This window comes from Streptomyces vulcanius (assembly GCF_042653945.1).
Lineage (GTDB): Bacteria > Actinomycetota > Actinomycetes > Streptomycetales > Streptomycetaceae > Streptomyces > Streptomyces mangrovi.
On record NZ_JBHSFK010000057.1, the window covers coordinates 43,145 to 57,458 of the forward strand.

Here is a 14,314-nt window from a genome sequence, read left to right on the forward strand (position 1 = left end):
CCTGCCGTCGGCCTCTCGGACCCTCAGCCGGAGAAGCCGACGTGCGCGAGCCGTAGCGGGCCGCGCAGTCCGATGCGCAGGTCGTGTACGCCCCGGGCGGCGAAGGGCGCGTCGAGGGTGACGTAGTCGTAGGGTCCGGGAGTCGGCGTGTCGAGGGTCAGCCGGGCCGTGGCCGCGCCGCCGCCGAGTGACAGCTCCACCGTGCCCTCCCCGGCCACCGTCACCGTCACCCCCGTCGTATCGGCGCCGAAGTCGCAGGCGCGGTAGACCAGTTCGCCCGAGTCGCCGGCCGCGGGCGTCACCGCGTCGCCGGACACCTTCGTCAGGTCGACCAGCTCCGTACCGCTCTGCTCGTCGAAGTCGGCTGCCGCGAGGGCGCGTCGACGGACCGGGCGCGGGGTGGCCGGTTCGCCGCCGAGGACGACGGTGCCGCGCAGCCGGACGTCCTCGCTCGATCCGCCGACCAGGACGTCGTAGGGGCCGGGCTCCAGGCGCCATGCCTGCCGCGCCACGTCCCAGAACGCGAAGGCGGACAGCGGGACTTCGAAGGTCAGCGCGGCCGTGGCGCCGGGGGCGAGGGTGAACCGGCGGTGGTCGAGCAGCTCACGGCGCGGGCGGGTGACCGACGGGTCCACGGCACGGGTGTAGAGCTGGGCGACCTCGTCGGCGGTCATGTCCCCGGTGTTGGTGACGGAGAACGAGATCCGGGCCGTCTCCTCCCCGACCTCCACCGCCAGGCCGGCGTACCCGAAGGAGGCGTACGACAGGCCGTGCCCGAAGGGGAAGAGGGGACGGCCCTCGAAGTACAGGTACGTCTGGCGGGCGCCGATCACGTCGTAGTCGAGCAGGTCGGGGAGGTCGGAGTCGTCGGCGTACCAGGTCTGCGGGAGGCGGCCGGCGGGGGAGACGTCACCGGCGAGGACCCGGGCCAGGGCGGTGCCCGCCGCCTGGCCGCCGTGGGCCGTCCACAGGACCGCGCTCAGCGGGGCCGGTGCGAAGGCGTACGGGTACGCCGACACCAGCGCCAGCACCGTGCGCGGGTTCGCGGCGCGTGCCGCCTCCAGGATCCGCTCCTGCTGGGCGGGGAGCCGCAGCGTCGTGCGGTCCTCCGTCTCCCGGCCGCCCAGGTGCGGGTCGTTGCCCGCCACCACCACGACCACGTCCGCCGCGGCCGCGATCCGGGCCACCGCGGCCTCGCCGCGCTCGACGACGACCAGTTCGAGAACCTCCGGATTCTCGTCGTCCGATGAGGCAACCTTCACGCCGTCGGCGGCGACAGAGACGTGGTGATCCGTGCCCAGATGCCTCAGGAGGTGACCGTTCCCGTGGGGTTCAGACCCTTGGGGTTCCAGGCGGAACGTCTCCTGGACGATCCAGCCGCCCGGCTGGTCGGCGGAGGCGCGCAGGTAGCCGTCCTCGGCTACGGAGAGGTAGCGGCCGTCGGGCGCGCGCAGTGTCAGCACGCCCTCGCCCCAGTCGACGAGCGCGAACTCGGTGCCGGTGGCGTCCGTGGTCAGCGGCGGCAGGTCGGTACGGCCGGCCAGCAGCGCCGGGTCCAGCGCGCCCTCGGCGCCGCGCGCCTCGTCGGCGGCCTCGGGGGCGGGCGGGACCTTGAGGAACACACCGGCGGACGTGCGCAGCCGGACGCGGTCCACGCCCTCCGCGAACTCCACGCGCTCCGCGCCGAACCGCTCGTACAGGCCCTCCAGGGGAGTGGAGCGGTGGATCAGGGTGCCGCTGTACCAGTCGAGCTTGCACTCGTCGGCGAGCAGTCCGACCACCGCGATCCGGGTGTCGGCGGCCAGCGGCAGCACACCGTCGTTGCGCAGCAGGACGACCGCCTGCTCGGCGGCCTCCCCGGCCAGCACCCGGTGGGCCGGGGTGTCGAACTCGCCGGTACCCGCGTGCGGATCGTAGTGCGGGTCGAACTCGCCCAGCCGGAAGCGCACCGAGAGCTGGCGACGGACCGCCGTGTCGACGTCGGCCTCCGTCAGCAGTCCCTGTTCCAGGGCCCCCTTGACCCGGCCAGTGATCTTCGAGCCGTCCGTGCCGTGGTCGGTGAAGCTGTCGACGCCGGCTTGGAGCGCCGCCGCCGTCGCCTCCTCGTGGGTGCCGAAGTAGTGCTCGGAGTCGACCAGGTTGGAGGGCGCGCCCGCGTCCGAGCAGACCAGCAGATCCTCCTCCGTCCAGGCCCGCAACTGCTCGCGCAGATACGGGGAGACATGGTTGGGGCGGCCGTTGACCAGGTTGTACGCGGGCATCACCCCGGCCACCGCGCCCGCCTCGACGGTCGCGCGGAAGGCCCGCAGGTCGTACTCGTGCAGCACGCGCGGGCGGACCGAGGAGGAGGTGACGTCCCGGCCGGTCTCGTTGTTGTGGGCCAGCCAGTGCTTGAGCACCGGGGCCGTGCGCCAGTACGTCGGGTGCTCGCCGCGCAGGCCGTGCGTGTACGCGGTGGCGATGGCCGAGGTCAGCCTCGGGTCCTCGGAGTAGCCCTCCTCGTTACGGCCCCACAGCGGGTGGCGCAGCAGGTTCACGGTGGGGGACCAGACGTTGAGGCCCACCCGCTCGTCGCGGGCGCGCATCGCCCGGGCCTCCCTGGACACCGCCTCGCCGACCCGTCGTACGAGATCGGTGTTCCAGGTCGCGCCCAGCCCGACCGCCTGCGGGAACACCGTCGCCGGGCCCATCCACGCCACCCCGTGCAGGGCTTCCTGGCCGGTGCGGAACGCGGCGACGCCGAGCCGTTCGACGGCGGGCGCGAACTGGTGCAGGAAGGAGACCTTCTCGTCCAGGGTCAGGCGCGACAGCAGGTCGTCGATGCGCTTCGCGAACGGCAGGTGCGGATCGCGGAAAGGCGGCGTGGGCGGCGTGGGTGCGGTCACGTGGGGATCCCTTTGCGCTGGAGCGAGGAGGGCTCTTTCGAAGCGCTTCGATGCTCATTCGACAGCGGGGTGGGTGTCAAGAGACCTCACCGCTATTTCAAGTGGCGTATAAGAACAGGTCACCCCCGATGCATCGGAGGAATCTTGGATACGACCCTTGTGCGCCCCCTCCCCTTCACTTAACCTCGCAGCAACATCGAAGCGCTTCGACGAAGAGCCCCGAGGACAGTCAGGTCTGGGGCGGAGAATCGCTTCAGCTCAGCCAGATCCACTCGAGACACCGCAGCCGACGGCCACCGCCGGGTGTCCTGGTGCGCCATGAAGGGTTGACGCAATGACGCCGAACGCCGCTTCCGCCTCTTCGGGCTCCGGCCCGAGCCGGAGAAGCTTCCTCGCCTCCACGGCGGTCGCCACCGCAGCGGTGGCGGGAGGGATGCCGCTGCTGTCCGCCTGCGGTGGCACGGACAGCGGCTCGCGCGACGGCACCACCTCGGGCAAGGACGCCAAGAAGATCCTCCCGGTGTACGTCGCCTCCAACGTGGTGACGCCCGACATCCCGTCCAAGAACGGCTCCGCGGTCGGCTTCATGAGCAAGCTCGACCTGGCCGGCCTGAAGACCTCGGTGCCCAAGAAGCTCGGCAAGGGCGGCAAGGTCACCATCATGTCGCCGTTCTGGGGCTCGCCGCCGAAGGACGGCAACCCCTACTACACGGCGATGAACAGCCTCATAGGCGTCGACGTCGCCTGGCAGAACCAGGACGGCAACACCTACGACCAGAAGCTCGGCGCGGTCCTCGCCTCCAGCGACGTTCCCGACGTGGTGGTCGTCCCCGGCTGGAACATGGGCGGCAAGATACCCAGCGCCATCCTCAGCAAGTTCGCCGACCTGGGCCCCTATCTGTCCGGCGACAAGGTCAAGGAGTACCCGAACCTCGCGGCGATCCCGACCGACGCCTGGCAGCGCTCGATCTTCGGCGGCAAGCTGCGCGGCCTGCCGATGCCGTCCCCGTACGTCACCAACATCGTGCCCTTCTACCGCAAGGACCTCTTCGACAAGGAGGGGTACGAGGTCCCGACGACGACGGACGAGTTCACGGCGCTGGCCAAGGACATCACCAACGCCAGGGCCAAGGTGTGGGCCTGCGGCGACATGAAGTGGACCGCTTTCAACAGCTTCGGGGTGCCGTCCGGCGGCGAGAAGCCGCTCGGCTGGATCCTTGAGGGCGGCAAGCTGGTCAACCGCATCGAGCTGGACGCCTACCTCGAAGCGCTGGAGTGGACCCGCAAGCTGTTCGCCGCCGGGTATGTGCACCCCGACTTCAAGCTGGGCAAGAGCCAGGCCGTCGACCCGAGCACCAAGTTCGCCGCCGGTGAGTTCCTGATCTACAACAACGACATCTCCAGCTGGTGGGGGCAGCAGGCCTCGCAGGCCGCCCAGAACCCCGACTTCCAGATCTGGGGCATGGACATCTTCGGCCACGGCGGCGCCGACCCGGTCATCTACGCCACCCAGCCGGCCAACATCTTCGCCTTCGTCAACAAGAAGGCCTCCGAGTCGGTCATCCGTGACGTGCTGGCCGTCGCCAACGTCACCGCCGCCCCGTACGGCACCAAGGAGTACATGCTCACCAACTACGGGGTCGAGGGCACGCACTACACCGTCAAGGACGGGGTGCCCGTCAAGAACGACAAGGGCAACCAGGAGGTCGCCAACGCCTTCGTGATGGTGGCGGGCCCGGCGCCGACCATCGCCCACCCCGACTTCCCGGACATCACCAAGGGCGCGGTCGAGTGGCAGCAGCGGATGGGCGCCTTCACCAAGAAGTCCGCCTTCTACGGCATGCAGATCACCGAGCCCAACCGATGGACCAACCTCTCCAACGACTTCGAGCAGCTGGAGGACGACATCGTCCGCGGCCGCAAGAAGGTCAGCGACATGCAGCAGGCCGTCTCCGACTGGAAGAGCAAGGGCGGCGACCAGCTGCGCGCCTGGTACCAGAAGCTGCTCGACGACAACGGCACGGCGACGAGCTGACGGCAGCGAGGCGAGGAGAACGGCCGTGTCGCACAGCACGGTGCCTCGGAGCAGGGCCGAGGCCGACGAGACGGACAAGACCCCGGTGGCGTCCGGCGGCGCCACCGGCCCCGGGGGGAAGAAGAGGAAACGGTCCTCCGGGAAGCTGAGTCTGCGGATCAGGTTCAGACGCGACCGCGTCCTGCTGCTGATGACGCTGCCCGCGGTCGCCCTGCTCCTGCTCTTCAACTACCTGCCGATCCTCGGCAACGTGGTCGCCTTCCAGGACTACGACCCCTACATCAGCGACAACGGGATCGTCTCCATCCTCCACAGCCCCTGGGTGGGGCTGGAGAACTTCCAGCGGCTCTTCGAGGACTCGGCCTTCTGGAGTGCCGTCCAGAACACCCTCGTACTGTTCTTCCTCCAGCTCGTGCTCTACTTCCCGATCCCGATCGGGCTCGCGCTGCTCATCAACAGCGTGGTCAGGCCCCGGGTGCGGGCGGTGTCGCAGGCGATCCTCTACCTGCCGCACTTCTTCTCCTGGGTACTGGTCATCGCCGTGTTCCAGCAGCTGTTCGGCGGCGCGGGCATCCTCTCGCAGCTGCTGCGGCAGCACGGGTACGACGGCATCGACATCATGACCGACCCGGAGACCTTCAAGTTCCTGATCACCGCACAGAGCGTCTGGAAGGACGCCGGCTGGGGCATCATCGTCTTCCTCGCCGCGCTGGCCTCGGTCAACCCCGACCTGTACGAGGCCGCCGCGATGGACGGCGCGAACCGCTGGCGCCGCATGTGGCACGTGACGCTTCCGGCCCTGCGTCCGGTGATCGCGCTGCTGCTGGTGCTGCGGGTGGGTGACGCGCTGACGGTCGGCTTCGAACAGATCCTGCTCCAGCGCGACGCGGTCGGGCCAGGGGCGTCGGAGGTCCTCGACACCTTCGTGTGGTGGAACGGCGTCCGCAACCAGGACTTCGGCTACGCGGCCGCCGCCGGTCTGATCAAGGGCGTCATCAGCCTCGGCCTGGTGCTCGTCGCGAACAAGGTGGCCCATCTCATGGGCGAGCAGGGGGTGTACAAGAAATGACCGCCGTGATCGACAAGCCCGTGCCCACACCCAACCGGTGGGCCCCGCCGCCGCGGCCCGCGTGGGAGGAGGAGCCCAGCAGGGCCGGCCTCGCGGGCAAGGGCATCGCCCTGGCCTTCGCCTGTCTGGCGATCCTCTTCCCGCTGTGGATCGTCGTCGTCACCAGCCTCTCCCCGCGGAAGACCATCGACGAGGCCGGCGGCCTGGTGATGGTGCCCAAGGGGATCACCTTCATCGCCTACCGGGAACTGCTCAGCGGCGGACAGGTCACCCGTGCCGCGCTCATCAGCGTCCTGATCACCCTTGTCGGCACGCTCTTCTCGATGGGCGTCTCCGTCCTGTGCGCCTACGGCCTCTCCCGCACGGGATCCCTCGGCCACCGCTGGATCCTGATGGTCCTGCTGGCGACGATGTTCTTCAGCGCCGGCCTGATTCCGACCTATCTGCTGGTGCAGTCGCTCGGCCTCACGGACTCCTACCTCGCGCTGATCCTCCCCAGCGCGATCAGCGTGTTCAACATCCTCGTCCTGCGGGGCTTCTTCATGGGGATCTCGCAGGAGCTCATCGACAGCGCGCGGATCGACGGGGCGGGGGACTTCCGGATCCTCTGGCAGATCGTCATGCCGCTGTCGAGGGCGGTCCTGGCCGTCATCACGCTGTTCTACGCGGTCGGGTACTGGAGCGCCTGGTTCAACGCGTCGCTGTACCTCAACGACCAGGACATGATGCCGCTGCAGAACGTCATGATCCAGCTGGTGCAGAAGCAGGAGGCGCCGGTCGGGCTGGGGCAGGCGATCAAGACGGGGCAGCTGTCGGGGCTGGCCGTGCAGATGGCGGTGATGGTGATGGCACTGCTGCCGGTCGCCGTGCTGTCGCCGTTCGTCCAGAAGCACTTCAAGAAGGGGATGCTCACCGGGGCGGTCAAGGGCTGAGTCCCGGCTGCGGGCCGGTGGGGGCTGGTCGCGCCCACGCGGCGGAGCCGCATGTCGAGAACAGCCCCGCGCCCCTTGGGTACTCAGCTGCGGGCAGTCGTGCCTCCCCCAGTGCCTTAAGGGCCTGGGGGGACCCCCAGGCGGCACGGGTGGGCGCAGCGGTACCCCGCCGGCGCGGGCGAGCGCACCCCCCTCAGCGCAACCCACGTTCACTTTCTACGACCCCCCGAGGTACCCCCATGCACGTCACCCGCCGCACCGTCCTCGCCGGTACCGCTGCCGCCGCCGCACTCACCGCCCTCCCCGCCGCGCAGGCAACCGCAGCCACCACCGGAGGCACCCCCGCCTACCGCTGGCGCAACGCGGTCATCGGCGGCACCGGCTTCGTCACCGGCGTCCTCTTCCATCCCACGGTCCGCGGCCTGGCCTACGCCCGCACCGACATCGGCGGTGCCTACCGCTGGGACGAGAGATCCGCCCGCTGGACCCCCCTCACCGACCACCTCGGCTGGGACGACTGGAACCTCCTCGGCGTGGAGGCCCTCGCCGTCGACCCCGCCCACCCCAACCGGCTCTACCTCGCCCTCGGCACCTACGCCCAGTCCTGGGCCGGAAACGGCGCGGTCCTCCGCTCCGAGGACCGCGGCGCCACCTGGACCCGCACCGACCTCACCGTGAAGCTCGGCGGCAACGAGGACGGCCGGGGCACGGGAGAGCGCCTCCTCGTCGACCCGCGGGACAGCGACACGCTGTGGCTGGGGACGCGGCACGACGGACTGCTCAAGTCGACCGACCGGGGCGCCACCTGGGCGGCAGCCGACGGCTTCCCCGCCACCCCGAGCGCGAGCGGACAGGGCGTCACCCTCCTCGTCGCCGCCGGCCGCATCCTCTACGCCGGCTGGGGCGACTCCGACGGCACGGCGGGGTCCGTGAACCTCTACCGGACCGCCGACGGCGGCACGACCTGGGAAGCCGTCCCCGGACAGCCGACCGGCACCTCCGCCAAGGTCCCGGTCCGCGTCGCGTACGACTGCCATACCCGCGAGCTGTACGTGACGTACGCGAACGCCCCCGGCCCCAACAACCAGGCGGACGGCAGCGTGCACAAGCTGGCGACCACGAGCGGCAAGTGGACCGACGTGACCCCGGTCAAGCCCGCGGGCAGTGACACCTTCGGCTACGGAGGCGCCGCCGTGGACGCCCGCCGCCCCGGCACGGTCGTCGTCTCCACCAACAACCGCTGGTCGGCGGTCGACACCCTGTACCGGACCACGAACGGCGGCCGCACCTGGACGTCCCTGAAGGACTCGGCGGTCCTCGACGTGTCCGAGACCCCGTTCCTGACCTTCGGCGGCGACGAGGCCAAGTTCGGCTGGTGGATCCAGGCCGTCGCCGTCGACCCGTACGACTCGAAGCACATCGTCTTCGGCACCGGCGCCACCCTCTACGGCACCCGGGACCTGAAGCACTGGGCCCCGCAGATCCGCGGCCTGGAGGAGACCTCCGTACGTCAGCTGATCTCGCCCCCCACCGGGGAGGCACACCTGATCAGCGGTCTCGGGGACGTCGGTGTGATGTACCACGAGCGGCTCACGGCCTCGCCGTCCCGGGGCATGGCGTCCAACCCCGTGTTCGGGACCGTGACCGGCCTCGCCCAGGCCGCCGCCAAGCCCTCGTACGTCGTGCGCACCGGCTGGGGCGACCACGGCAACGGCGCCTGTTCGAACGACGGCGGGAAGAGCTGGGTGCCCTTCGCGGCGCAGCCCGCCCTCGCCAAGGACGCCCCCGGGCCGATCGCCACCAACACCGACGGCAGCGTGCTGCTGTGGACCTTCGTGCACTGGGACGGCACCAAGTACCCCGCCCAGCGCTCCACGGACAACGGAGCGACCTGGTCCGAGGTCTCCTCCTTCCCCAAGGGCGCCACCCCGCTCGCCGACCCGGCCGACCCGACGCGCTTCTACGCCTACGACACCGACACCGGAACCCTGTTCGCCAGCACCGACAGCGGCCTCACCTTCACCGGGCGCGCGAGCGGACTGCCCGCCGGCGACAGCCAGTTCCAGCTGGCCGCGGCCCCGGGGCGCTCCGGTGACCTGTGGCTGAGCACCAAGTGGAACGGCCTGTACCGGTCCACCGACGGCGGCGCGAGCTTCACCGGGCTGACCAGCTGCTGGGCCTCGTACACCCTGGCCTTCGGCAGGGCCGCCGACGGCGCCGGCTATCCGGCGGTCTACCAGGTCGGCGCCACGGAGGCGATCACCGCCGTGTACCGCTCCGACGACGGCGCGAAGAGCTGGGTGCGGGTCAACGACGACCAGCACCAGTGGGGCTGGATCGGCGCGACCATCGCCGCCGACCCGCGGCTCTACGGCCGCGTCTACGTCGCCACCAACGGCCGTGGCATCCAGTACGGGGAGCCCGTGTAATGCCCGGCCGCGGAAAGCCGAGCCTCGCCGACGCCACCCGTGGCCGCATCCTCTTCGGCGGCGACTACAACCCCGAGCAGTGGCCCGAGGAGACCTGGCACGAGGACGCCCGCCTGATGCGCGACGCCGGCGTCAACTCCGTCACCCTCGGCGTCTTCTCCTGGTCGAAGCTCGAACCCCGGCCGGGAGCACGGGAGTTCGGCTGGCTGGACCGGCTGATGGACCTGATGCACGACAACGGCATCGGCGTCGTCCTCGCCACCCCCACCTCCTCGCCGCCGCCCTGGCTGGGCCGTCTCCACCCCGACTCCCTGCCCCGCACCGAGGACGGCCGTGTCGAGTGGTGGGGCGGCCGGCAGCACTTCTCCCACTCCAGCGCCGCCTACCGCAGCCACGCCCGCGTCATCACCGAGGAACTCGCCGCCCGCTACGCCGGACACCCCGCCCTCACCATGTGGCACATCAACAACGAGTACTGCACGGCCGACCACGGCGACGAGGCCGCCGTCCGCTTCCGCCGCTGGCTGCGCGCGCGGTACGGCACCCTCGACGCCCTCAACACCGCCTGGGGAACGGCGTTCTGGAGCCAGGGCTACGACACCTGGGACGGCATCCTGCCGCCCCGCACCCCGCACTACCTGAGGAACCCCACCCAGGTGCTGGACTTCCGGCGCTTCACCTCCGACATGCTCCTGGAGTGTTACACCGCCGAGCGGGACATCGTCGCCCGGCACACCCCGCACATCCCGGTCACCACCAACTTCATGCCGCTGTTCTTCGGCCAGGACGCCTGGCGCTGGGCCGAGGAGGAGGACGTCGTCTCCGTCGACCTCTACCCCGATCCGCGCGACCCCCTCGGCGCCCAACACGGCGCCCTCGTCCAGGACTTGACCCGCTCGCAGGCGCGCGGTCCCTGGATGCTGATGGAGCAGGCGGCCGGACCGGTCAACTGGCGCGGGGTCAACCACCCCAAGCCGCGGGGCCTCAACCGTCTCTGGTCCCTTCAGGCCGTGGCCCGCGGCGCGGACGCCGTCTGCTACTTCCAGTGGCGCCAGTCCCGCCAGGGCGCCGAGAAGTTCCACTCCGGGATGGTCAGCCACGCGGGGGAGCAGGGCCGTACCTTCCAGGAGGTCAAGCGACTGGGCGCGGAACTCGCCCGCATCGCAGGCGAGGTGACGGGCAGCCACATCCATGCCGACATCGCGGTCCTGCACGACTGGCACGCCTGGTGGGCCGCCGCCCAGGACGGCCGCCCCTCCACCCGCGTCGACCACCCGGCCGTACTCCACGCCTGGCACCGCGCCCTGTGGGAGGCCCACCTCACCACCGACTTCGCCCACCCCGAGCACGACCTCACCGGCTACCGGCTGGTCGTCGTACCGCAGTTGTACGCGCTGACGGACGCGGCGATCGACAACCTCCTCGGGTACGTCCGGGGCGGCGGCACCCTCGTCGCCGGCTTCCTCACCGGCGTCGCCGACGAGGACGACCGGGTCCGCCCCGGCGGCATGGACCCCCGGCTGCGCGAGCTGTTCGGCATCCGGGTCCTGCACGAGTGGTGGCCGCTGGAGGCGGAGGAGAGCATCGAGGCCGAGGGCTTCCGCGGGACCCTGTGGTCGGAGGAGATCGAGAAGACCGAGGAGGCCGCCGTCGAAGCCGCGTACCGGGGCGGCGAACTCGACGGCCTGCCCGCCGTACTGCGCCGCGACCGCGCCTGGTACGTCTCCACCCTCCCCGAGCCCGACGCGCTGCGCGGCCTCCTCGTCCGGATCGCCGCCGGGGCCGGGGTCCGCCCGGTTCTCGACGCTCTGCCGGAGCGGGTCGAGGCGGTCCGGCGCGGTGAGCTGCTCTTCCTGCTGAACCACGGCCGCGAGCCGGTGACCGTCGACGTCCCGGGCACCCACACCGATCTGCTCACCGGCGACAAGATCACCGAGCGGGCCACCCTCGACCGGTACGGCGTGGTGGTGTTGCGACCATGACCAACGCCCCCACGACCGACGAGGCCACTACTCATCCCGTGCACGGCACCTGGGAGCCCCACCCCGCCACCCGCTGGGAGGACGCCTACCTCAGCGGTAACGGCCACCACGGCACCCTCATGTTCGGCGAACCGAACGACGAACGCGTCATCGTCACCCATCACACCCTGGTCCGCCCCAACGGCGCCGAACACGCCCGCCCACCGCGGCTCGCCGACGAACTCCCCGCCCTCCAGGACAGATTGCTGGCCGGCGACCTCACCGCCGCCGAGAGCTTCACCGATCACCGCCCCCTGCAGTGGGTCCAGCCCTTCCACCCCGCCTTCCAGGTACGACTGCGCTCCGCCGCCCGGAAGCACGACGCGCACCGCTACCACCGCGCCGTCGACTTCACCACCGGCGAGACCACCGCCACCCGCGCCGGCCGGACCAGCCGGGTCTTCGTCTCCCGCGCCGACGACGTGATCGTGCAGCAAGTCACCCTGGGTGACACCGACTTGGAGATCTCCCTCGACCACCGGCTGCCCGGCGCCCCCGCCGACCTGGCCGTCGGCCACAGCGCGGCGCGTACCGCGGACGGCGCGCTGCTCACCCTGCGCGCCCGCTACCCCGGCAGCGACCGCGCGTACACGGGCACCACCCTCGTCGTGGTCACCGGCGGTCGCACCGACCTCACGCTCCCGGGCCTGCGGGTCACCGGAGCCGAGTCGGTCCTCCTCCTCACGAGGGTGCGCCGGCACACCGGCGAACTGGACGTCACCGAGGAGCGGCGCGCCCTCACCGGCCTGCCGCCCTCCTACGACGACCTCCTCGCCCGGCACCTCCCCCTCCACCGCACGGCCTACCAGCGCGTCACCCTCGACCTGCGCGCCGACCCGGCCGAACGCGCCCTGTCCGGCTCGGAGTTGCTCAAGCGTCCGCGCAGTACGGCCCTCCTGGAGCGCCTCTTCGCCGCCGGCCGCTACCACCTGCTCTCCGCGAGCGGCCTCAACCCGCCCCGCCTGACCGGCCTGTGGACCGGCGACTGGGACACCGCCTGGTCCGGGGGGTTCACCAACGACGCCAACCTCAACCTTCAGACGGCCTCCGCGACCGCCGCCGCACTTCCCGAAGTCACCGTGGCACTGGCCTCTTTGATTTATCGTCAGGCCGACGACTGGCGGGAGAACGCCCGCACGGTCTTCGGGACCCGGGGCACGGTCGCTCCCGCGCACAGCGACGGCGAGTCCGGGTTGTCGTACCACTTCAGCCGTGAATACCCGCTGCACCTGTGGACCGCCGGCGCCGACTGGCTGCTCAAACCCCTGGTCGACCACGACGAGACGCATGGCACCCGCGATCCGCACACCGCCGCCGCGCTCGCCGAAGTCGCCCTGTTCTACGAGGACTTCCTGACCCGCACCGACCCGGACGGCCACCTCGTCGTCGTCCCCTCCTACTCACCGGAGAACCGCCCCGCGAACGCGAGTTGGGGCGCGGTCGACGCGGCCATGGACCTCTCCGCCGCCCGGCACGCGCTGCTCACGGCGGCCGACCACCACCCGGCGGAGGCCGCCCGATGGCGCGCCCTCGCCGACCGTCTCCCGCCGCACCGCGTCAACGCCGACGGCGCCCTCGCCGAATGGGCCAGGACCGGCCTCGACGACACCTACGACCACCGCCACCTCAGCCACCTCTACGCCGTCTGGCCGCTCGACGAGATCAACCCCTACGACACCCCGCGCCTGGCCGCCGCCGCCCACCGGGCCCTCGAACTGCGCGGCGCCGAGAACGACTCCGCGCACGGCCATCTCCACCACGCGCTGATCGCCGCCCGTCTGCGCGACGGCCACCGGGTCGCCCACGCCCTCGCGCAGGTCCTCGACGGCGACTTCTTCCACGCCTCCCTGATGAGCGCCCACTACCCCCACCGCGACGTCTACAACGCCGACGCCGCGCACACCCTGCCCGCCGTGCTGATCGAGGCGCTCGTCCACTCCACCCCCGACCGGCTGGTACTGCTCCCCGCACTCCCGCCCGCACTGCCGGCGGGTGAACTGCGGGGCGTGCGCACCCGGTTCGGCGCCCAGGTCGACCTCTCCTGGAGCCCCGACCGTGCCACGGCCGTCATCCGGCCCACCCGCACCCACCGCATCGAAGTCCGGACTTCCGCCGGCGACGCGGAGCCGCTCGACCTCGTCGCCGGAGAAGACCGCGTCCTCACCCTGGGGTCGCGGTAGCCCAGCTTCCTCCCCCCACCCATGGAAAGGGACCCCATGGCAACACGCACGCTCGGCAGGGTCGCCAAGGCCCTGCTCGCCCCCGCCCTGGCCCTCGGCGTCACCGTCGGCCTCGCCTCCTCGCCCGCCTCGGCCGCCGTCTGGAACTCCTGCGACCAGTGGGGCAACACCAGCCTGAACGGCTACACCCTCTACAACAACATCTGGGGCTCCGGCGCCGGCAGCCAGTGCATCTGGGCCAACTCCGGTACCAACTGGGGAGTGTGGGCCAACCACCCCAACACCGGCGGCATCAAGTCGTACCCCAACTCCAAGAAGGTGGTCAACAAGACGATCACCTCGCTCGGTTCGCTCTCCAGCAGCTACAACGTCACGGTCCCGTCGTCGGGCGCGTACAACACGTCGTACGACATCTGGGACACGGACTACGACTACGAGATCATGCTCTGGGTGAACTACAACGGCGCCGTCGGTCCCCTCGGCACCTCCCAGGGGACCGTCACCCTCGGCGGTCACACCTGGACCGTCTACAAGGGCAACAACGGCGCGAACGAGGTGTTCTCGTTCCTGCGCACGTCCGACTCGTCGTCCGGCACCGTCAACATCCTTCCGATCCTCAAGTGGATCAAGGACACGAAGGGCTGGTTCGGCAACGAGACCATCGGTGACGTGCAGTTCGGCTTCGAGATCACCTCGTCCTCCGGCGGCCTGGACTTCCAGGCCAACAGCCTGACCGTCAGCAGCAGCTGACGTCGGCGCCGAG

At 70.9% G+C, this 14,314-nt stretch carries 8 protein-coding genes; 7 read left to right on the forward strand and 1 reads right to left on the reverse strand.

The annotated features are described in order from the left end of the window. Positions 1-23 precede the first annotated feature (23 nt). Positions 24-2,885 (reverse strand): glycoside hydrolase family 3 C-terminal domain-containing protein, encoded by a 2,862-nt coding sequence (locus ACFPIH_RS50375; RefSeq protein WP_381186178.1) that lies wholly within the window; start codon positions 2,883-2,885, stop codon positions 24-26. A gap of 334 nt (positions 2,886-3,219) precedes the next feature. On the opposite strand from ACFPIH_RS50375, the gene ACFPIH_RS50380 reads away from it, so the two are divergent. The 7 genes from ACFPIH_RS50380 to ACFPIH_RS50410 all read left to right on the forward strand — a co-directional run bounded on the left by ACFPIH_RS50380 (position 3,220) and on the right by ACFPIH_RS50410 (position 14,301). Next, on the forward strand, positions 3,220-4,920 hold the full coding sequence (locus ACFPIH_RS50380) for an extracellular solute-binding protein (protein WP_381186181.1): 1,701 nt from the start codon (positions 3,220-3,222) through the stop codon (positions 4,918-4,920). A gap of 25 nt (positions 4,921-4,945) precedes the next feature. Next, positions 4,946-5,989: an ABC transporter permease gene (locus ACFPIH_RS50385; protein WP_381186184.1), complete on the forward strand. Its 1,044-nt coding sequence runs from the start codon at positions 4,946-4,948 to the stop codon at positions 5,987-5,989. Then, positions 5,986-6,921 (forward strand): carbohydrate ABC transporter permease, encoded by a 936-nt coding sequence (locus ACFPIH_RS50390; protein ID WP_381186187.1) that lies wholly within the window; start codon positions 5,986-5,988, stop codon positions 6,919-6,921. The genes ACFPIH_RS50385 and ACFPIH_RS50390 overlap by 4 nt, the downstream gene beginning before the upstream one ends. A gap of 239 nt (positions 6,922-7,160) precedes the next feature. Beyond that, the gene (locus ACFPIH_RS50395; RefSeq protein ID WP_381186190.1) at positions 7,161-9,350 is read left to right on the forward strand and encodes a WD40/YVTN/BNR-like repeat-containing protein; all 2,190 of its coding nucleotides are present in this window, start codon (positions 7,161-7,163) and stop codon (positions 9,348-9,350) included. After that, a complete protein-coding gene (locus ACFPIH_RS50400; protein ID WP_381186193.1) occupies positions 9,350-11,332 on the forward strand; it encodes a beta-galactosidase in 1,983 nt (660 codons plus the stop codon). The genes ACFPIH_RS50395 and ACFPIH_RS50400 overlap by 1 nt, the downstream gene beginning before the upstream one ends. Further along, positions 11,329-13,551: a glycosyl hydrolase family 95 catalytic domain-containing protein gene (locus tag ACFPIH_RS50405; protein ID WP_381186196.1), complete on the forward strand. Its 2,223-nt coding sequence runs from the start codon at positions 11,329-11,331 to the stop codon at positions 13,549-13,551. Before ACFPIH_RS50400 ends, ACFPIH_RS50405 begins: the two co-directional genes overlap by 4 nt. Positions 13,552-13,587: 36 nt before the next feature. Then, positions 13,588-14,301 (forward strand): glycoside hydrolase family 12 protein, encoded by a 714-nt coding sequence (locus tag ACFPIH_RS50410; RefSeq protein WP_381186200.1) that lies wholly within the window; start codon positions 13,588-13,590, stop codon positions 14,299-14,301. The last annotated feature ends 13 nt before the right edge of the window (positions 14,302-14,314 follow it).

Coding starts and splice junctions, on each gene's coding strand:
- ACFPIH_RS50395 (WP_381186190.1), top strand. CDS start 7,161: ATGCACGTCACCCGCCGCACCGTCCTCGCCGGTACCGCTGCCGCCGCC.
- ACFPIH_RS50410 (WP_381186200.1), top strand. CDS start 13,588: ATGGCAACACGCACGCTCGGCAGGGTCGCCAAGGCCCTGCTCGCCCCC.
- ACFPIH_RS50400 (WP_381186193.1), top strand. CDS start 9,350: ATGCCCGGCCGCGGAAAGCCGAGCCTCGCCGACGCCACCCGTGGCCGC.
- ACFPIH_RS50405 (WP_381186196.1), top strand. CDS start 11,329: ATGACCAACGCCCCCACGACCGACGAGGCCACTACTCATCCCGTGCAC.
- ACFPIH_RS50390 (WP_381186187.1), top strand. CDS start 5,986: ATGACCGCCGTGATCGACAAGCCCGTGCCCACACCCAACCGGTGGGCC.
- ACFPIH_RS50380 (WP_381186181.1), top strand. CDS start 3,220: ATGACGCCGAACGCCGCTTCCGCCTCTTCGGGCTCCGGCCCGAGCCGG.